18 protein-coding genes are annotated in these 18,091 nt (G+C 66.2%); 6 read left to right on the plus strand and 12 right to left on the minus strand.

Going from position 1 to position 18,091, the window contains the following annotated elements; all coding sequences use genetic code 11:
- Positions 1-94: 94 nt before the first annotated feature.
- The 3 genes from ACREXZ_RS21935 (at position 95) to ACREXZ_RS21945 (ending at position 1,619) form a co-directional block, all read left to right on the plus strand.
- Positions 95-523 carry a TOBE domain-containing protein gene (locus ACREXZ_RS21935; protein ID WP_431766217.1) on the plus strand — a complete coding sequence of 143 codons (429 nt, stop codon included), beginning with the start codon at positions 95-97 and terminating at the stop codon, positions 521-523.
- 40 nt (positions 524-563) lie between these two features.
- On the plus strand, positions 564-1,190 hold the full coding sequence (locus ACREXZ_RS21940) for a nitrogen fixation protein NifQ (protein WP_431766218.1): 627 nt from the start codon (positions 564-566) through the stop codon (positions 1,188-1,190).
- A gap of 105 nt (positions 1,191-1,295) precedes the next feature.
- Positions 1,296-1,619 carry a winged helix-turn-helix domain-containing protein gene (locus ACREXZ_RS21945; protein WP_431766288.1) on the plus strand — a complete coding sequence of 108 codons (324 nt, stop codon included), beginning with the start codon at positions 1,296-1,298 and terminating at the stop codon, positions 1,617-1,619.
- A gap of 53 nt (positions 1,620-1,672) precedes the next feature.
- On the opposite strand, the gene ACREXZ_RS21950 is transcribed toward ACREXZ_RS21945, so the two are convergent.
- On the minus strand, positions 1,673-3,001 hold the full coding sequence (locus tag ACREXZ_RS21950; protein WP_431766219.1) for a DUF2325 domain-containing protein: 1,329 nt from the start codon (positions 2,999-3,001) through the stop codon (positions 1,673-1,675).
- Positions 3,002-3,159: 158 nt separating this feature from the next.
- Between ACREXZ_RS21950 and ACREXZ_RS21955 the strand changes: the two genes are divergently transcribed.
- Entirely contained in the window at positions 3,160-4,278 is a 1,119-nt protein-coding gene (locus ACREXZ_RS21955; RefSeq protein ID WP_431766220.1) for a 3-deoxy-7-phosphoheptulonate synthase, read from the plus strand.
- A 7-nt stretch (positions 4,279-4,285) separates the two neighbouring features.
- Here the strand turns inward: ACREXZ_RS21955 and ACREXZ_RS21960 are convergent, their stop codons facing one another.
- From ACREXZ_RS21960 to ACREXZ_RS21975, 4 genes are all read right to left on the minus strand, one after another.
- Complete coding sequence (locus tag ACREXZ_RS21960) at positions 4,286-5,662, minus strand: dicarboxylate/amino acid:cation symporter (RefSeq protein ID WP_431766221.1); 1,377 nt, start codon at positions 5,660-5,662, stop codon at positions 4,286-4,288.
- Between the two features lie 127 nt (positions 5,663-5,789).
- Entirely contained in the window at positions 5,790-6,413 is a 624-nt protein-coding gene (gene leuD, locus ACREXZ_RS21965) for a 3-isopropylmalate dehydratase small subunit (RefSeq protein ID WP_431766222.1), read from the minus strand.
- Complete coding sequence (gene leuC / locus ACREXZ_RS21970; RefSeq protein WP_431766223.1) at positions 6,410-7,831, minus strand: 3-isopropylmalate dehydratase large subunit; 1,422 nt, start codon at positions 7,829-7,831, stop codon at positions 6,410-6,412. The genes leuD and leuC overlap by 4 nt, the downstream gene beginning before the upstream one ends.
- A 32-nt stretch (positions 7,832-7,863) precedes the next feature.
- A complete protein-coding gene (locus ACREXZ_RS21975; protein WP_431766224.1) occupies positions 7,864-8,751 on the minus strand; it encodes an alpha/beta fold hydrolase in 888 nt (295 codons plus the stop codon).
- A gap of 87 nt (positions 8,752-8,838) precedes the next feature.
- On the opposite strand from ACREXZ_RS21975, the gene ACREXZ_RS21980 reads away from it, so the two are divergent.
- The gene (locus tag ACREXZ_RS21980) at positions 8,839-9,762 is read left to right on the plus strand and encodes a LysR family transcriptional regulator (protein ID WP_431766225.1); all 924 of its coding nucleotides are present in this window, start codon (positions 8,839-8,841) and stop codon (positions 9,760-9,762) included.
- Between the two features lie 263 nt (positions 9,763-10,025).
- Here ACREXZ_RS21980 and ACREXZ_RS21985 read toward each other — a convergent pair whose 3' ends face one another.
- The 5 genes from ACREXZ_RS21985 to ACREXZ_RS22005 form a co-directional block, all read right to left on the minus strand.
- Positions 10,026-11,375, minus strand: coding sequence for a 2-hydroxycarboxylate transporter family protein (locus ACREXZ_RS21985; RefSeq protein ID WP_431766226.1), 1,350 nt, complete (start codon positions 11,373-11,375; stop codon positions 10,026-10,028).
- Positions 11,376-11,443: 68 nt separating this feature from the next.
- Positions 11,444-12,826, minus strand: a complete 1,383-nt coding sequence (locus ACREXZ_RS21990; RefSeq protein ID WP_431766227.1) for a TIGR00366 family protein — start codon at positions 12,824-12,826, stop codon at positions 11,444-11,446.
- 51 nt (positions 12,827-12,877) lie between these two features.
- Positions 12,878-13,726 (minus strand): amidohydrolase family protein, encoded by an 849-nt coding sequence (locus ACREXZ_RS21995; protein ID WP_431766228.1) that lies wholly within the window; start codon positions 13,724-13,726, stop codon positions 12,878-12,880.
- A gap of 22 nt (positions 13,727-13,748) precedes the next feature.
- Positions 13,749-14,966, minus strand: a complete 1,218-nt coding sequence (locus ACREXZ_RS22000; protein ID WP_431766229.1) for a CaiB/BaiF CoA transferase family protein — start codon at positions 14,964-14,966, stop codon at positions 13,749-13,751.
- A gap of 66 nt (positions 14,967-15,032) precedes the next feature.
- Complete coding sequence (locus tag ACREXZ_RS22005) at positions 15,033-15,902, minus strand: HpcH/HpaI aldolase/citrate lyase family protein (protein ID WP_431766230.1); 870 nt, start codon at positions 15,900-15,902, stop codon at positions 15,033-15,035.
- 76 nt (positions 15,903-15,978) lie between these two features.
- Here ACREXZ_RS22005 and ACREXZ_RS22010 point away from each other — a divergent pair, with 76 nt between their 5' ends.
- A complete protein-coding gene (locus ACREXZ_RS22010) occupies positions 15,979-16,851 on the plus strand; it encodes a LysR family transcriptional regulator (RefSeq protein ID WP_431766231.1) in 873 nt (290 codons plus the stop codon).
- A gap of 73 nt (positions 16,852-16,924) precedes the next feature.
- Here the strand turns inward: ACREXZ_RS22010 and ACREXZ_RS22015 are convergent, their stop codons facing one another.
- Both ACREXZ_RS22015 and ACREXZ_RS22020 read right to left on the minus strand, forming a co-directional pair.
- Positions 16,925-17,101, minus strand: coding sequence for a DUF1427 family protein (locus ACREXZ_RS22015; protein WP_431766232.1), 177 nt, complete (start codon positions 17,099-17,101; stop codon positions 16,925-16,927).
- Between the two features lie 19 nt (positions 17,102-17,120).
- The gene (locus tag ACREXZ_RS22020; protein WP_431766233.1) at positions 17,121-18,089 is read right to left on the minus strand and encodes a quinone oxidoreductase family protein; all 969 of its coding nucleotides are present in this window, start codon (positions 18,087-18,089) and stop codon (positions 17,121-17,123) included.
- Positions 18,090-18,091: the final 2 nt, after the last annotated feature.

Genomic DNA, 18,091 nt, shown 5'->3' on the forward strand with positions numbered 1-18,091 from the left:
CGATGAGGCGGTACACTCTGGGCCTGACTGCATTCAATAGACCCATCAACCCGGACCCGTGCATCGACGCTGGGTCTCGCTCGCGGAGACAAACATGCGAACCAGTGCACGTAATCATTTCATCGGTGTAGTCACCGAGGTCAAGGCAGGCGCCGTCAACGACGAGATTTCGCTGCGCACTGACAACAATCTCGACATCGTCGCCGTGATCACGCACGGCAGCGCGACGTCGCTCGGGCTCGCGGCCGGCAAGCCAGCGTTCGCGCTCGTCAAGGCATCGTCGGTGATCGTGATGGTGGACGCCGACAGCGCCGCCGTTTCGGCACGCAACCGCATCGCCGGTACGGTTACCTCGGTGACAAAGGGCGCGGTCAACGCGGAGGTCGTCATCGCGGCGCCCAGCGGTGCGCAGATCGCCGCGATCATCACGAACGAAAGCGTCGACCGTCTGGGTCTTGCGGCGGGTAAGACGGCGTCGGCGATCTTCAAGGCGTCGAGCGTGATCGTCGGGGTCGATCAGTAAGCCTATCAATAAACTGCACGGCAGCTTTCAGGGTCCTGCCATGACCGGGCCATTCGATTCCGCACAACACGTCGTGCACCCGGGCGGCATCGACGCGGCCTGTGCGGCGCGTGCCGCCGAACTCGCCGGCACTGCAGATGCAGAGTTCGATGAGTTCGCTGCCGATACGCTGCTGTTCGCCCGCCTCGTCGCTGCCCGCGACGTGCGCGGCGAACTCGTGCTGCTCGGGCTCGCGCCGTCGCAATGGCACGCGCTGGCCGCACGCCACTTCGCACACGTCGCGCCGGCCGCAATGCCGGTGCTCCCCGTCTCCGCGGTTTTGCCTTCCGCTCACGCCGCTTTCGTCGATGCAATGATCCCGCTGCTGCTGGACCACGTGCCGCCCGGCGTCGATACCGGCGACGCGCAGTGCATCGCCGCCATCGTCGCGCATGCGTGCCTGCGGCCCGATCATCTGTGGCGAGACCTCGGCCTCACCGGACGCGAAGATGTCACGCGCATGCTGACGCACTACTTTCCGGCGCTCGTCGCACGCAACGTCGACAACCTGCGGTGGAAGAAACTTCTTGCCCGCGAACTCGCGTATTCAACTGGCGCGGAACCGGGACCCGCGCCCGGCTGTCCTGGCTGCGAAGACTTCGGTTTCTGCTTCCCTGCGGGTCGCTGACGCACGGCGGACGCCCTACGCTCATCGTGTATGCTTGCCCGCATGAATAAATCCGCCCCCGATCCGAAGACGTCCGCCAGTTCGACACCGGAAGTCCGCTTTCGCATGCGCATCCAGCAGGCAGAGACGATCGCGCTCGGTCCCGGCAAGGTCGCGTTGCTCGAAGCCGTGCGCGAGCACGGGTCGATCTCAGCCGCGGCGCGCAGCCTGAAGATGTCGTACCGACGCGCCTGGCTGCTGATGGACGAATTGAACCGCTCGCTGAAGTCGCCGGCTACGCACTCCGAACACGGTGGCCAGAGCGGCGGTGGCAGCGTGCTCACGCCGGTCGGCGAAGAGATTGTCAGGCTATATCGCGGGATAGAAAGCGACGCTTACGCGGCCTGCGCGGAGCAGATCGCTGCATTGACGAAGCTCGTCAAGCGCTGAGATTTTGCGGGTGGTTTGCGTCGCGTACTTCGCCCGCCTGGCGCCGATCCTTTTCAGCCGTGCCGCAGACAAAACCGCGAAGCAGGCGCCGCACCGCCGGCAACCCCGCTTTCGGCGAGCCGCGCAAGCCATTCGACGAAGCTCGCCACACTCGCGGTGCGCAGCGGATGGTACGCAACCCCATGGCGCTCGCACACGCGCTTGAGCATGTTCATCGAATCGTGGTCGATGCAGTCGACCGGAAATACCACCTGATCCGCGCCCGGCAGCGCTGCCGCAAGCAGACCCTTGCGGTCCTCGAAGCCGCCGTCGTGCACGGTCAGCTCGCCGCCCGCCGCCTCGACGATCCGGCGAATCGCGACGTTCGATCCCGGCCGTCCGCCGACATACACGATGCGCTTGCCACGTAGCCCCGCGAACGACGCTTCGTCGGATGCGGTGTCGAGCGTGCGTTCCATCGCATTCGCTTCGGCCTGCACGGCCTTGAGTTGCGCGAGCGTGTCTTCGAGCGTCGCGCGCAGCACGGCGACGCGTTCCTGTTCATCCGCGAGCCGCTGTTCGGCAGCTTCGCGGCGGCCCGTGTGGAGCGCGAGACGGCCATCGCGCGCGGCGACCGCATCGCGCAGCGTCGCCACTTCGGATTGCAATGTGCCCGCGTCCGCGGGTTCGTCGCGGCGCGTCTGCGCCGTCAATTGAGCGATCTGCTCGTCGCGTGCGCGGATCGCCGCATCGTGACGCGTGCTCATTTCATGCAGCCGGCTCTGCTGCCGCTCGACCTTGCTGCGCAACTCCGCGTTCTCGTCCTCGAGCGCGACGAGCCGGCGAATGTCCGCGCGATTCGCCGCACCGACGAGATGCGACAGCATGTGCAGCTCACCAAACGCGGCCTGCCGCACGTCGAGCGTCGCCTGCGGATGCGTGATCAGCGCCCAGTACGCGGACGGAATATCGCCAGCCTTGCGCGCGTCGTTCCAGAGCGCGAGCACGGCTTCGGGATCGGCAGCGGTCGCGAAACGGCGGATGGTCGTCGCGTAGCGTTCGTCGAGCGCCTTGTGCAGCGCCTTGCCGCCGTCGCCGCCCTCGATCGCGAGTTCGACGGCCGCATGGTGGATTTCCAGATCGGTCGCGTGCTGACGGTCGAGCGTCTTGAAGCGCGGCACGAGCTTGCGCAGATCGTGCGTGGACAGGCACGTGCCGATGATCGAGCAGTGTAGATGCGAATCGAGTTCCCACAGACGCGTGCGGCGGTTCGCGCGCTCCGCCTGGCGGCCGGTCGCGGGTGCGCAACACGCGTCGCCGTCGACGCGCAGCGCGCGGCCTGCAGGGTCTTGAAAGGGGCCAACGCCCGAGGGGCGTGCGAGACGAAACGGAGGAGCCTGCATGACGATCCCGAGTCCGGTTCCGGTTGCAAGGTACGCAACGAGGCCGCACGCGGCCCCGTCGTCTCGTCGAAATATACCATTGAATATAACGCTGCGTGGTCCGGTTCCGGCGATCCGGGTACCATTACGGCCTTTCCACGCGGATTCCGGAGACTGACTTGAGCCGCATCGACAATCCGTTGCATGACCAGGAAGTCGGCGTCGCCGACGCCACCCAGGACACCACGCGCGTCGACGACGTCCGTATCGGCGCCGTCCGCCCGCTGATTTCACCCGCGCTGCTGCTGGACGAACTACCTATTACGGCAGCGCTGCAGACACTCGTCGAGCGCAGTCGCGTCGAGATCGCCGACGTGCTGAAGGGCCGCGACGACCGGCTCGTCGTGGTGGTCGGTCCGTGCTCGATCCACGACCACGATCAGGCGATCGACTACGCGCGCCATCTGAAAACCGCCGCCGACGCACTGCGCGACGATCTGCTGATCGTGATGCGCGTGTACTTCGAAAAACCGCGCACGACGGTGGGCTGGAAGGGCTACATCAACGATCCGCGGCTCGACGGCAGCTTCCGTATCAACGAGGGGCTGCGTGCCGCGCGGCAACTGCTGCTCGACGTCGGCACGCTCGGCCTGCCGACCGCGACCGAATTTCTCGACCTGCTGAGCCCGCAATACATCGCCGACCTGATTGCGTGGGGCGCGATCGGCGCGCGCACGACCGAGAGCCAGAGCCACCGGCAGCTCGCATCGGGCCTCAGCTGTCCGATCGGTTTCAAGAACGGCACCGACGGCAGCGTGCAGATCGCCACGGACGCCATCGTCGCAGCGCGCGCAAGCCATGCGTTCATGGGCATGACGAAGATGGGCATGGCCGCGATCTTCGAAACCCGCGGCAACGAAGACACGCACGTCATCCTGCGCGGCGGCAAGAAGGGGCCGAACTACGACGCCGCAGCCGTCGAGGAAAGCTGTGCCGCGCTGCGCGCGCTCGGTCTGCGGGAACAGGTGATGGTCGACTGCTCGCATGCGAATTCGGGCAAGTCGCATCTGCGTCAGGTCGACGTTGCGCAGGACGTGGCCGCGCAACTGTCGGGCGGCGACAGGCGCATCATCGGCGTGATGGTCGAGAGCCATCTGGAAGAAGGTCGGCAGGACCTGAAGCCCGGCGTGCCGCTGCGCCGCGGCGTGTCGATCACCGACGCATGCCTCGGCTGGTCGCAGACCGAGCCGGTGCTGAACACGCTGGCGGCAGCGGTGCGGGAGCGGCGCAAGCGCTGACGTGGGGTTACGGGCCGTCCGCTTCGCGCGCCGGCTCGTACGCAGCAGTACTTGCCGTACTTCTTGCCGTACCTGCCGCGGCGTGCGTCGTCTGCGTTCGCCGCGCCCCCAGCGCCTCGCGCAACTTCTGCCGGTCAAGATCGCCTTCCCACGCGCAGATCACGATCGACGCAACGCCGTTGCCGATGAAATTCGTCAGCGACCGGCATTCCGACATGAAACGGTCGATGCCGAGTATCAGCACCATTGCCGCGACCGGCACGGTCGGCACGACCGACAGGCTCGCGGCTAACGTGACGAAACCCGCGCCCGTCACCGCGGTCGACCCCTTCGACGTCAGCATCGTCACCGCAAGCAGCGTCGCTTCCTGAGCGAGCGTCAGATGCGTGTTGGTCGCCTGCGCGAGAAACAGCACCGCGAGCGTCATGTAGATATTCGTGCCATCGAGGTTGAACGAGTAGCCAGTCGGCACGACGAGCCCGACCGTGCCGCGCGCGCAACCGAGCTGCTCGAGTTTCTGCATCAGCTGCGGCAGCGCGCTCTCCGATGTCGACGTGCCGAGCACGATCAGCAGTTCGTCCTTGATGAATGCGAGAAACCGCAGGATGTTGAAGCCCGCGAGCCTCGCGACAACGCCGAGCCCGATCAGCACGAACGCCGCCGCGGTCAGGTAGAAACACGCGATCAGCTTGAGCATCGGCAACAGCGATACCACGCCGTACTTACCCACCGTGAACGCCATCGCGCCGAATGCGCCGATCGGCGCGACGCGCGTGATCATCGCGACGATGCGGAACATCGTCGCCGACAGCGCTTCGACGAGCGTAGAAACTGGCCGCGCCGCGTCGCCGAGCAGCGACAGCGCGGTGCCGAACAGGATTGCCACAAGCAGCACGGGCAGGATGTCCCCGTGCGTGAACGCGCCGACGAACGTATCGGGAATGCTCTCGAGCAGAAAACCGCTAAGGCCGCCGCCGTGCGCGGCCTTCGAGACGTAGCCCGCGACCGCGTTCGCATCGAGCGACGCGACGGTCACGTTGAAGCCCTCGCCCGGTTTCAGCAGATGGCCGGTGAGCAAACCGGCGCCGAGCGCAAGCGTCGACACGACCTCGAAATAAAGAATCGCCTTGCCGCCGACCCGCCCCACCTTCTTCATGTCGCGCATGCTCGCGATGCCGGTTGCGACGGTACAGAAGATCACTGGCCCGATGATCATCCGGATCAGCTTGATGAACGCGTCGCCAAGCGGCTTCATCGCTTCGGCATGCGCGGGCAGCAGATGCCCGAACAACACGCCGAGCGCGATCGCGGCGATCACCTGAACGTACAGCACCTTGTAGAACGGCTGCCGATGCGACGGCCGTGCGGATCGATCGATGAACATATGTCTCCTCCTTTTTTGGGGCAACAGAACGCCCTGAGTCGCCGGCGGGACCGGCAACCCATGCGGTACGGCGGGGTGCGGCCCGTGGCCGCTACAGCGACGGCTACAGCTACAGCTACAGCTACAGCTACAGCACTGCGGCCCACGGATGAGCGCGGAAATGCCTTTCTTCGAAGGCCTCGATATCGGCGAGCGACGCGAGCGTCAGATCGATCGTGTCCATCCCTTCGATCACCATCCGCTTGTGCCGCGCGCCAAGCGGGAACGCGAAACGCTGCCCACGCGCGCCGACGACGCATTGCGCGTCGAGATCGATGTGCACGTTAGCGGCCGGATCGGCGGCGGCATCGTGCAGCAGCGTGTCGACTTCTGCGCGCGTGAGCTGCACGAGCAGCAGGCGGTTGTTCATCGCGTTCGAATAGAAGATCTCGGCGAAGCTCGGTGCGATCACCGCCGCGAAGCCGTACTGCTGCAGACCCCACACCGCGTGCTCGCGGCTCGATCCGCAGCCGAAGTTCGCGCCGCCGATCAGCACCGACGCGCCGCGATAACGCGCATCGTTCATCACCGAGCCGGCGAGCGGCCGGTCGTCGCCGTCGACACGCAGGTCGTACAGCAGGCCCTCGGCGAGCCCGGACTTGTCGATGCCGCGCAGAAACTGCTTCGGCATGATCTGGTCGGTGTCGAGGTTGTCGATCGGCAGCGGCAGCGCGCGGCCCTCGATCGTATGAATCGTATGGGTCGCAATCATTGGTGTGTCTCCAGCGTGCGGACGTCGGTAATACGGCCCGTCAGTGCCGCGGCGGCCGCCATCGCCGGGCTCATCAGATGCGTACGGCCGCCGCGTCCCTGACGGCCTTCGAAGTTGCGGTTGGTCGTCGACGCGCAGCGTTCGCCGGGCACAAGCACGTCATCGTTCATCGCAAGGCACATCGAGCAGCCAGGCTCACGCCATTCGAAGCCCGCGTCGATCAGCACGCGCGCGAGTCCTTCCGCTTCCGCCTGACGACGCACGGAACCCGAGCCCGGCACGACCATCGCGCGCACGCCGGCCGCGACATGACGGCCGCGCACGAGTGCCGCGACGATGCGTAGATCCTCGATGCGGCCGTTGGTGCACGAACCGATGAACACGCGATCGACCGGTGTGCCCACAATCGGCACGCGCGGCGCGAGACCGATGTAGTCGAGCGCGCGACGTGTCGCGGCGGCGGCTTCGGGTGTCGGCGCATCGTCGGCGGCGGGCACCAGCGCGTCCACCGCGATCGCCTGATCCGGGCTCGTACCCCACGTAACGTACGGCGCGACGGCGCTCGCGTCGAAGCGGAACTCGGCGTCGAACACCGCGCCGGCATCGGTATGAAGCGACGACCAGTCGCGCTCCGCCGCGTGCCACGCGGCTTCATCCATCGTCGCGTGCGCGCGCACGTAATCGAGCGTCGTCGCGTCGGGCGCGATCAGCGCGGCGCGCGCGCCGGCTTCGACGGTCATGTTGCAGATCGTCATCCGCGCCTCGGCGGACAGCGCGCCGAACGCCGTGCCGGCGAATTCGACCGCATAGCCGCGCGCACCCTGCGCACCAATCTGCGCGATCAGCCACAGCACCAGATCCTTCGATGTCGTGCCGTACGGCAGCGTCCCGTCGATCGTGATGCGCATCGTCTGCGCGAGCCGGTAGACGAGCGTTTGCGTCGCGAGCACGTGCTCGACCTCCGACGTGCCGATACCGAAGCCGAGCGCGCCGAGTGCGCCATAGGTCGTCGTGTGGCTGTCGCCGCACAGGACCGTCATGCCCGGCCGTACGAGACCCAGCTCGGGCGCGACGATGTGCTCGATGCCCTGCAGCGGATCGTTTGCCGCGAAGAGCAGGATGCCCGCCTTCTCGCAGTTGTGTGCAAGATTAACGGCCTGACGCAGCGACGCGGCATCACGGATAACACGCGGCGTTTCCGCATGCGTCGGAATGATGTGGCTCACCACGGCCAGCTGCTGCCGCGGCCGGCGCACCGGTCGCGCGCGCGCGTCGAGGCCGCTGAACGCCTGCGGGCTTGTGTATTCGTTCATCAGATGCAGATCGACGTACAGCAGCACATTCTGTTCGTCGAGCGTCGCGACGGTATGCGCGTCGACGAGCTTGCGATAAAGCGTCTTGTCGGTGTTATCGGGCATGACGGTTCCGGCGCGGGGCGCCGCGGTGGAAATCAGTTGCGCAGAAACGGCAGCACACGGTCGAGCAGCGCGTCCGGTGCTTCCTCAGGGATGTAGTGGCCGCACGGCAACGCGCCGCCGGTCACATCGCGGCTCACACGCCGCCATTCGGCGAGCGGATCGAAGCAGCGTCCGACCACACCGTCCGCGCCCCATAGCGCGACGAACGGACAATCGATCGTGCGACCCGCGGCGAGGTCGACGCGATCGTGATCGAGATCGATCCCGATCGACGCGCGATAGTCCTCGCAGATGCCGTGCGCGGTCGCGGGGTCCTGCAGGCAGCGCAGATACTCCGCGTACGCTTCGCTCGTAAATGGCTTGAGCCCGGCACTACGCGCACCGATGGTCTGCTTCAGGTAGAGATCGGGGTCCGCGCGGATCAGTGTTTCGGGGAACGGCGCGGGACGCACGAGAAAAAACCAGTGCCAGTAGGCGCGTGCGAACTCGAACGAGGTCTGCTCGTACATCGCGAGCGTCGGGGCGACGTCGAGCGTGACGAGCCGCTTTACTGCATGTGGATGATCGAGCGCCATCCGGACGGCAACGCGTCCGCCGCGGTCGTGACCGATCACGCTGAACGTGTCGTGACCGAGCGCACGCATCAGGTCGACCTGATCCTGCGCCATACGCCGCTTCGCGTAATTGCTGTGATCGGGCAAACCGGGCGGCTTGCCACTGTCGCCGTAGCCGCGCAGATCCGCGGCGATCACCGTAAAAGACTGCGCGAGCGCCGGCGCGACCTTGTGCCAGATCGCATGCGTCTGCGGATGACCGTGTAGCAGCAGCAACGCGGGGCCAGAGCCGCCGCGCACGCCGCGAATCGCGATGCCGTCGGTCTCGACGGCGAACGCTTCGAATGCCTCGAACGCTTCCAACATAGGTGCCTCCCGTTTTAGCTAGTCTAATTGCTGCCTTCCGGGTTATGGTTTCCATAAAAGCAAACCGTTATTAACCTTGAGGAAACAATGGACAGCGTCTCCGACCTTGCGTTCTTCGCGCTCGTGCTGCGTCAGGGCACGCTCACCGCGGCGGCCCGCGAACTCGGCGTAACGACACCGTCGGTGAGCAAACGGCTCGCACAGATCGAGCAGCGGCTCGGCGTGCGGCTGCTGAATCGCACGACGCGCAGCATCAGTCTCACCACCGAAGGCGACCTGTATCTGACGAACGGCTCGCGAATCCTGTCCGAGCTTGCCGAACTCGAACAGCTGGTGACGAGCAGCCGCGCGGAGCCCGCGGGCCTGCTGCGGGTCAACGCGTCGTTCGGCTTTGGGCGCGCGCATATCGCGCCGGCCCTTTCCGCGTTCATCGAGCGCTATCCGTCGATGGAAATCCAGCTGCATCTGACAGACCGTCCGGTGAGCCTGCAGGAATACGCGTTCGACGTCGGCATCCGCTTCGGCGATGTGCCCGATGCGCGTATCAACGCGCGGCTGCTGGTGAAAAACCGGCGTCTCGTGTGCGCGGCGCCGGCGTATCTGAAGCGGCACGGCACGCCTAAAACACCACGCGATCTCGCGCAGCACGACTGCATCGTGTTGCGCGAGAACGATTCGGCCTACGGCAACTGGCACTTCCTGCGCGGCAAAAAATCGGAGATCGTGAAAGTGCGGGGCGCGCTCAGCAGCAACGACGGCAGCGCGGTGCTGCGCTGGGCGCTCGAAGGGCGCGGCATCGTCGTGCGTTCGGAATGGGAGACCGGAGAACTGGTGCGCAACGGCATGCTCGTGCCGCTGCTCGAAGAGTGGACGCTGCCGAATGCCGACATCTACGCGGTGTATCTCGAACGGCACCGGTTGTCGCCGAAGCTGCGCACGTTCATCGATTTTCTCGGCGCGCGGTTGAAGCGTACGGTGAACGTGCGAGAGGTCGTGGTGAAAAAAGCGTAGCCCGCACTGCAACCATCCCGCCAGTCAATGCGACCACGCCGCTGATTCCTTGTCATGAGCTCTCCGCGAAGCCGTTCCGCGCTTCGGAGACAACCATGATGAGGACATCGCCGTGTCCTATCTGCCTGCCTGGTTGCCCGGCGTCCAGGTGGGTGGCGATCCTGCATCCGATCTTCCACTGACAACCCGACGCCTTCGTTCCCGCTCACGATACCGCTTCGCCTGAAAGTCCTGCGTGCGACCTGCGTTCGCGTTCGCCTCGCTCATCGCAACGCGGCAAATACAGCAAGCGCGATCAGCACCGTCACCGCACCCCCAATGCGCGTCGCGATCTGCGCGAACGGCATCAGTTCCATCCGGTTCGCCGCGGTGAGGATCGCGACGTCGCCGGTGCCGCCGAGCCCGCTATGCGTCGCGTTGACGATCGCCGCTTCGATCGGATACATGTTCATCCAGCGGCCGACGACGAAGCCCACGCCGGTAATCGTCAGCACGGTCGCGACCGCCGTGACGATGTTGGTCCAGTGGAACGACGTGACGATCTCGCCCCACGGCGTCATCGCGATGCTGATCGCGAACATCAGCGGATAGGTGACACTCGTCGCGAAGAAACGGTACATGAATTGCGCGCCGCCCTGCACGCTGGGCGATACGAGGCGCCCCACCTGCACGATCACCGCGAGCAGCAGCATCACGACCGGCGCGGGCCAGCCGAACAGCCTGTTCGACACGACGCCGAGCAGATACAGCGCGATCGCCGTGCCGCCCGCCGCGGCCACCGACGACACGTCGAACTCGAACGACACCGGTCCCTGTGCAGCAAGATCGCCGTCGCCGCTTTTTGCGAGCTGCCCGCGACCAGTCCATGCCGGCCGCTTTTCGCCGGCATAGTTGAGCAGCCCCGCGACACAGATCGCCGCGATGTTGCCGAGCATCACCGCGGACAGCGCCTGCGCAAACAGCGGCCCCTGGTCCTGCCCGAGAATCTGCGCGTAACCCGCGGAAAGCGGCAGCGCGCCCTCGCCGACGCCGCCCGCCATAATCGGAATCACGATGAAGAACAGCGTATGTTTGACGCCGATCCCCAGCAGCGCGCCGACCGCGGTGCCGACGACCGCCGCCGCGATCGAGCCGGCGCACAGCGGCACGAAGATCTTCGCGAAGCCTTTGACGAGCACGCGGCGATCCATGCTGAGCACGCTGCCGACGATGATCGCCGCGATGAACAGATACAGGATGTTGCTGCTCTTCGTGAACGCGGTTACCGTCTTCACGATGGGCTCGGGCACGAGCCCGTAGTACGCGAGCGCGGATGGCAGGAACGCGGCGAAGATCGACGCGGCGCCGATGTGTCGAACGAATGGAATCCGCTTCGCCAGCTCCGCGCAAGTGAAGCCGCCGACGGCGACGAGCGCGATGCCGGTCGGCAGATCGGCGGCGAGCTTGCCTTCGGCAGCAAGCACCGCGAGCACCGCGATCAGGATCAGATAGACCGGCAGCGGCAGCACGCCGATGCGTACGTCGAACACGCGCCACCATCGCTCGATGCCGCGTGGCGTCGAAGGCCGTGCCGACTGCAGCGCGGCGCGGGCGTTCTCGTCTGCTGAGTTCATGTCTGTCTCCGTCTCGCGGGCCCGTGCGAGCCCACGGTTTTTCTCTTGCGTTGCATCTCGCGTCCTGGTCACGCGAGCAGCAGCAGCGCCGTGCCGTAGACCACCGCCCCGACTGCGAACGTCATCACAGTAAAGCCCAGCACGCGCTGCACGCCGATACCCGCCATCGCGACGACAGGTGCGGCCCAGAACGGCTGCATCATGTTCGACACCTGCTCGCCCATCGCGACGCCCATCGTCGTCGCGGGCACCGATGCATGCAGCGCGAGCGCTGCCGGCACGACGAACGGTCCTTGCACCGCCCAATGGCCGCCGCCGCTCGGAATCAGGAACGTCACGACCAGCGAGCACACGTAGCTCCAGAACGGCAGCGTGTGCGCGTTCGAAATCGCGATGAAGAAGTGCGAGATCACGTCGGGCAGACCGGTCGCTTCCATCATGCCCATCACGCCGCCGTAGAGCGGGTATTGCAGCATCATCGAGCCGCTCTGCTTCGCGGCGTTCTTCACCGCGTCCGCATACGCGAGTGGATAGCCGTGCAGCACCACGCCCGCGACGAACATCACGAAGATCACCGCATTCACACCCGAAAACGGCAAGTGCTGCACCCACGCGAGCGTGAGAAACGCGACGCCCGCGAGCCCGATGAACGCGCTGCCGACCCACGAATATTCAAGCCACTGCGCGGGCGACCAGCGGCCGACGGGCTTGCCGCGCGTCGCCGGGTCCGGATTCTTTTCGAGGTCGAGCACGACGGCGTGAGCGTCGTCGGGTTTTAGCAGCGCGAGCACGAACGGCATCGCGATCAGCATCACGACGGTCGGCACCAGATTGAACGGCGCGAACACGGTTGCGCCGAAGGGCAACGTCTGTCCGGTCAGTTTCTCGACAACGTTCATCGCGCTGCCGTGCGTCGACTGCGCGAGCGCGATCGAACTCGAGATGCCGCTCGCCCACACCACCCAGCCGGAAAAACCGGCGGCGACGATCCACGCGAAATCGACGCGCATCCGGCGCGCCACTTCGCGCGCGAGCAATGCGCTGACGACGAGCCCGAGCCCCCAGTTGAAGAACGATGCAACCGCCACGGATCCGAACGTCAACGCCGCGGCCTGCACCGGTGTGCGCGCGATCCCGACAACCGAACGAAACAGCCGCTGCACCGGCGGCGCGTGCGCGAACGCATGACCGGTCACGAGAACCAGTGTGATCTGAAACGCGAATGTCAGAATGTCGAAGAAGCCCTTGTACCAGCCGCCGACCACCGTGCGAACCGACGCGTGCGGCGCGAACAACGCAGCCGCCAGTGCGACCACCATCGTGATCAGGATCGCGAGCACGAACGGATCGGGGATCGTGCGCTCGAACAGCCGGATCGTGGCCGCGGTGAAGCCCCGGCCAGTGGATGCCGGTGCCGGTGCCGGTGCCGGTGCGGAGTGATCGGGTGTCATGGTGTCTCCTTCGTTTTCATTTTCGTGTTCTGTGTTTCCGTCGCATGCGTTCTATGCGAATCCGTACAGCGCGGCCGGATTGTCGACAAGGATGTGTCGACGCGTGTTCGGATCGTCGGCCCAGCGCGCGAGCGCGGCGCGCAACGCGCGGTCGTCGGGCGGGGCGGCTTCGGTCGAATGCGGCCAGTCGCTACCCCATACCAGCCGCTCGAGCGCATCGGCGACCCAGCCGCGCGCGATACGGTCGATATCGGCATAGCGCTGCGTCTCGCCGACGCGCGAATCGAGGTACGGCGCCGACAGCTTGATCCACGTGCGCCCCGTATCGAGCAGACGACGCACGACGTTGCGTGCCGGATGCGCGTGACCATCGGGTAGTGGCAGCCGCGCGAAGTGATCGAACACGATCGTCGTGGGCAAACGCCGCAACAGCGCTTCGTACTCGACGATCTGGTCGGCGGTCCAGTGCAGCTGCACGTGCCAGCCGAGTTCGTGCACGCGGCGTGCAAGCGGCTCGACCATGCCGAAGTCCGTCACTGCGTGCGCGGGCGTGTACAGCGTGAAGCGGATGCCGCGAATGCCGCCCGCGTGCAGCGTGGCGAGTGTTTCGTCGGTCACGTCCGGACGCAGTACCGCAACGCCGCGTGTGCGGTCCGCACCGAGCCGGCGGATCGCATCGAGCGTCACCGCGTTGTCCGTCATGTACGGGCGCGGCGTCACGACCACAGTACGGCGCGTGCCGATGCGCGGCTGCACGTCACGGTAGTCGTCGGCGGTCGCGTGCGCGACGATCCGCGCGCCGTCCGCATGCGCGAAGCGCGCGTCGTACACGTGCATGTGCGAATCGCAGGCAGCGTCGAGCGATTCAAGGTCGTCGGCAGCGGTGGACGTCGTGTTCATGCGGAAGCGCTCCGTCGCCGGCTCAATGCGTGTCTATGTCGTCGCCATGCAGCAGCGCGTGCTGCGCATGCAACTCTTCAATCTCGCCCGCGCTGTAGCCAAGTTCGTGCATCACCGCGTCACCGTGCTGACCGAACAGCGGCGCGGCAAACGGCGCGGGCCCCGGCGTTCGGCCGTATTTCAGCGGCCCGGTGAAGCCGCGATAGCGGCCCACGACCGGATGCTCGTATTCGGTCACGAGCCCTTCGGCCTGCACCTGCGGATGATCGAACATATCCTCGACCGTGCGCGCAGCCGCGCACGGCACCGCCTCACCGAAGTGCGCCTCCCATTCGAGCGCGCTGTGCGCCTGCAACGCCTCATGTAGACGCGGCACGATTTCCTCGTGATGCAGCGCGCGCTTGCGCACGCTGTCGTAGCGCTCGTCGGTCGCGAGTTCTTGCAGCCCGACCTTCTCGCACAGCGCCTGCCAGAAATGCGGCGTATTCGCGGAAATGTACAGATAGCCGTCGCGCGTCGGATGAATGCCGGTGATGCCGCCCGAACGCATGTCGCGCCCGACATGCTCTGGCTCGCCGTCGGCCCACACGAGGCGCGCGGATTGCATCGTCAGCGCGCTGCGCAATAGCGACACGCCGACGTATTGCCCTTCGCCGCTGCGCTCGCGTTCGTACAATGCCGACGCGACACCCGCTGCGACAAGCGCCGCCGCGTAATAGTCGACCACCGATCCGTAGATGATCTCCGGCGGCCCACCGCGCTTGCCTTGCAGCGTGCACATGCCGGTCATCGTCTGCAGCACCTGGTCGTAGCCAGCCTTGTCCTTCAGCGGACCGCTTTCGCCGTAGCCGGTCACCGCGCAATAGACCAGCCGCGGATTCACCTCGCGCAGCTGCTCGTACGCGATGCCGAGACGCGCCGGCACCGTCGGCCGGAAGTTGTGCACGAGCACGTCGGCACCGCGCACGAGGTCGAGCAGTACCGCGTGCGCTTCGGGCAGCTTCAGGTCGAGCGCGATGCCGCGCTTGCTGCGGTTGACGCCGAGAAACGCGCGGCTTTCCGCTTCGAGTGTCGATGGGTATTTGCGCAGATTGTCGCCGGTCGGCGGCTCGATCTTGATCACGTCCGCACCCTGGTCCGCGAGCAGCGCGCAACCGTAGGGGCCGGCAATATACGCGCTCAGGTCGAGCACGCGCACGCCGGCGAGCGGACCGGCAGCGTGCGAAGCGGATGGGTTCATCGAATGTCTCCAGCGTTTTTACGGACTGCGCGGCACGTCTGCACGTTTCGCGCAGCGAGCATCAGGTCACGCGCGCAGCATGCCGAGCTTCGCCGCGCTCGCGACGATCGCGCGGGCGCGCTCGACGAACGGCGGGTCGATCATCCTGCCGTCGACCATGTATGCGCCGACGCCGTTCGCCTCCGCCGCGCGCGCCGCTTCGACGACGCGCAGCGCGTGCTCGATCTCTTCGTCGGTCGGGCGGAATACCGCGTTGGCGAGCGCGACCTGGCTCGGATGAATGCAGCTCTTGCCGGCAAAACCAAGGCGCCGCGCGAGTTCGGCCTCCTCGCGAAAGCCCGCTGCATCCTGCACGTTCGCAAACGCCGAATCGTAGGCGGGCACGCCGGCTTCGGCCGCGGCCATGCGCAACGCGAACATCGCCTGTTCGACGGCGGCGCGCTCGCGGCGCACGATGCCGAACGGCTCGAACAGATCGCCGAGCCCCAGTTGCAGGCCGGTCACGCGAGGATGCGCACTCGCCAGTTCGGACGCGAACCGCAATGCGCGCGGCGACTCGACGTTCAGCAGGATGCCGACCGGCGCACTTACGCCGTTTGCCCGTTCGGCGCGCGCGAGCGCATCGGCAGCCTCGGCCACATCGGCGATGCTTTCGGGTTTCGGCAGGTTGATCACGTCGATGCCGGGTTGCACGACGGCTTCGAGATCGTCGGCGAAATGCTTCGTGTGCAATCCGTTCACGCGCACGATGATCGTTTTCGCGCTGCCCGTTACCTCCGGCGAACGCAGCAGATCGCGCAGCGCTGCGCGTGCTTCCGGCTTGCGCGCTTCGGTCACCGCGTCTTCGAGATCGAACGACAGGCCATCGGCATCGCTCGCGAGGGCCTTCGCGAAGAGTTCAGGCCGCGAGCCCGGGACGAAGAGTTTGCTTTTCATGTCCGGCAGTCTAGAACTGCCGATGACCAAGATAAACTGTATATTCCTATATTCAGATACAAGTAAAACTATCTTTATGGACGTCGCTTTCCTGAAGAGCTTCGTGATGGTCGCGGACACCGGTTCGGTTGCGGAAGCGGCGCGCCGGCTTGACGTCACAGCCGCGGCGGTCGCATTGCAGATGCGCGTGCTGGAGCGCGAACTGGGCGTGCCGCTGCTCGCGCGCGCGGGCCGCACGGTGCAGCCGACCGACGCCGGGCATCGCGTGCTCGATCACGCGCGTACGCTACTGCGCGATTTCGATCATCTGAAATTGCTTGCGTCGGACGAATACACGTCCGGCGAACTGCGCATCGGCACGATCAACACCGCGATGCACAGCCTGATGCCGGACATCCTCGCGCGCTTCGTGAAAGCGCATCCGCACGTCACCGTGCTGATCCAGTCGGGTACGTCGCTCGAGCTGTACGAGGCGCTGCAGCGTGGCGAATACGATGCGGCCGTATGCCTGCATCCGCGTTTCGCGCTGCCGAAAACCTTCGCATGGGAACACCTGCGCGACGAGCCGCTAGTCGTGCTCGCGCCGCAGCGCTGGGCGAAACGCGATCCGCACGAACTGCTCGCCACGCAGCCGCTCGTCCGCTACGACCGCAGCCTCGGCGGCGGCAAGCAGGCGGATCAATATTTGAGGAAGGCCGGCATCGCGCCGATCGAGCGCTTCGAACTGAACTCGCTGGTCGCGATCGGGATGATGGTCGAGCGCGGGCTCGGTGTGTCGCTGATGCCGGACATCTCGTCGCCACTGCTCGCGGGTCTGCGCGTCGCGAAGCTGCCGCTGCCGGTCAAGACCGAGCCGCGGCGCTTCGGCGTCCTATGGCAACGGCAATCGGTGCGCGCGAAGCTGATCCGCGATCTGCTGGACACCGCGCACGTCGTCGTCGGGCATTAGCCGCATCGCTCGTGTCGTGAACAGCGCGACGCGGCACGTCAACACCGCCCACACGGATGATCGGCTCTCAAACTCAGCCCGCAACGTGCGACAGCAGCACGCGCACAACCGGAATCAGATTCTCGCCGGCCAGCATGCCGAGCAATCCGACCAGCGCGACCGTCGGCGGCGCGGGTGATTTGACGTTGAGCAGGTTGTACAGCAGCCCCACCGCGACACCCACGGCAAGCGAGATCAAATAGGATTTCATCGCAGGCTCCTCACGCGGCTCAGGACAGATCAATCACTACACGACCACGCGTGCCCGCGGCTACCGCCTCGTACGCTTCGCGCGCCTGCGCGAGCGGGAAGCGCTGTGCGATGACCGGTGCCTCGAAGCGGCCGCTCTCGAAACCTTCGGCAAGCGCGGTCATCAGCGGAGCGGCTTCGGCCACGCCGAGCTTCGCGCTGTCGGCACCGAATAGCTGCATCTCGTTGTGATAGAAGTCGATCAGATCGAACTCGACGCGGCGCTTGCCGGTCGCGCTGATCTCGACGACGCGGCCACGCCGCTTCACGAGCGCGAGCGCGGTTTCGAACGCGACGCCACCCACCGTGTCGTACACGACGTCGACGCCCGCGCCACCCGTCAACGCGCGAACCTGCTCCACCACGTGATCGTCGAGCGGCACATAGTGATCGAGCAGCCGGGCAGCCGGCGAACCGGCAGGCGGTTCGCGACGATCGACCGCGATCACACGCGCGCCGCGCGCTTTCGCAATCTGCGTCACCGCGCCGCCCACGCCACCTCCCGCGCCGATCACGGCGATCGTCTCGCCTGCGGCGAGCTTCGCGTACTCGACCGTGCCGAGCCACGCAACGATGAAGTTCACGCCGATCGATGCCGCCTGTTCGTGGGTCAGCGTCGACGGCTTGCGGCTCAACGCCGCGACCGGAATCTCGAGCAGCTGCGCATGCGTGCCGTCGCGCGTGAAGCCGATGTCGCCGCCCGTGCCCCACACGTCCGCACCAAGCCACGCGTCCGGACCGGCGACGACGGTCCCGCTGAAGTCGCGGCCGGGCACGCGCGGTAGCGTCGTGTGGGCGAAGTGGCCGCTGACGTTCTTCACGTCGCTCGGATTGACGGACGCGCTTTTCACGCGCACCAGCGCGTAGCCGGGGGCGGGCTGCGGGTCGGGAAGGTCGACGTAGTCGAGCACGTCGGGCGTGCCGAAGGTCTTGAACTGGATGGCTTTCATCA

This window comes from Paraburkholderia sp. (assembly GCF_050742655.1).
Classification (GTDB): domain Bacteria; phylum Pseudomonadota; class Gammaproteobacteria; order Burkholderiales; family Burkholderiaceae; genus Paraburkholderia.

Bases quoted from the DNA above. Each gene is read 5' to 3' on its own strand.
- ACREXZ_RS21935 (WP_431766217.1), top strand. From the start codon at position 95: ATGCGAACCAGTGCACGTAATCATTTCATCGGTGTAGTCACCGAGGTC.
- ACREXZ_RS21940 (WP_431766218.1), top strand. From the start codon at position 564: ATGACCGGGCCATTCGATTCCGCACAACACGTCGTGCACCCGGGCGGC.
- ACREXZ_RS21945 (WP_431766288.1), top strand. From the start codon at position 1,296: ATGCGCATCCAGCAGGCAGAGACGATCGCGCTCGGTCCCGGCAAGGTC.
- ACREXZ_RS21950 (WP_431766219.1), bottom strand. From the start codon at position 3,001: ATGCAGGCTCCTCCGTTTCGTCTCGCACGCCCCTCGGGCGTTGGCCCC.
- ACREXZ_RS21960 (WP_431766221.1), bottom strand. From the start codon at position 5,662: ATGTTCATCGATCGATCCGCACGGCCGTCGCATCGGCAGCCGTTCTAC.
- leuD (WP_431766222.1), bottom strand. From the start codon at position 6,413: ATGATTGCGACCCATACGATTCATACGATCGAGGGCCGCGCGCTGCCG.
- leuC (WP_431766223.1), bottom strand. From the start codon at position 7,831: ATGCCCGATAACACCGACAAGACGCTTTATCGCAAGCTCGTCGACGCG.
- ACREXZ_RS21975 (WP_431766224.1), bottom strand. From the start codon at position 8,751: ATGTTGGAAGCGTTCGAGGCATTCGAAGCGTTCGCCGTCGAGACCGAC.
- ACREXZ_RS21980 (WP_431766225.1), top strand. From the start codon at position 8,839: ATGGACAGCGTCTCCGACCTTGCGTTCTTCGCGCTCGTGCTGCGTCAG.
- ACREXZ_RS21985 (WP_431766226.1), bottom strand. From the start codon at position 11,375: ATGAACTCAGCAGACGAGAACGCCCGCGCCGCGCTGCAGTCGGCACGG.
- ACREXZ_RS21990 (WP_431766227.1), bottom strand. From the start codon at position 12,826: ATGACACCCGATCACTCCGCACCGGCACCGGCACCGGCACCGGCATCC.
- ACREXZ_RS21995 (WP_431766228.1), bottom strand. From the start codon at position 13,726: ATGAACACGACGTCCACCGCTGCCGACGACCTTGAATCGCTCGACGCT.
- ACREXZ_RS22000 (WP_431766229.1), bottom strand. From the start codon at position 14,966: ATGAACCCATCCGCTTCGCACGCTGCCGGTCCGCTCGCCGGCGTGCGC.
- ACREXZ_RS22005 (WP_431766230.1), bottom strand. From the start codon at position 15,902: ATGAAAAGCAAACTCTTCGTCCCGGGCTCGCGGCCTGAACTCTTCGCG.
- ACREXZ_RS22010 (WP_431766231.1), top strand. From the start codon at position 15,979: ATGGACGTCGCTTTCCTGAAGAGCTTCGTGATGGTCGCGGACACCGGT.
- ACREXZ_RS22015 (WP_431766232.1), bottom strand. From the start codon at position 17,101: ATGAAATCCTATTTGATCTCGCTTGCCGTGGGTGTCGCGGTGGGGCTG.
- ACREXZ_RS22020 (WP_431766233.1), bottom strand. From the start codon at position 18,089: ATGAAAGCCATCCAGTTCAAGACCTTCGGCACGCCCGACGTGCTCGAC.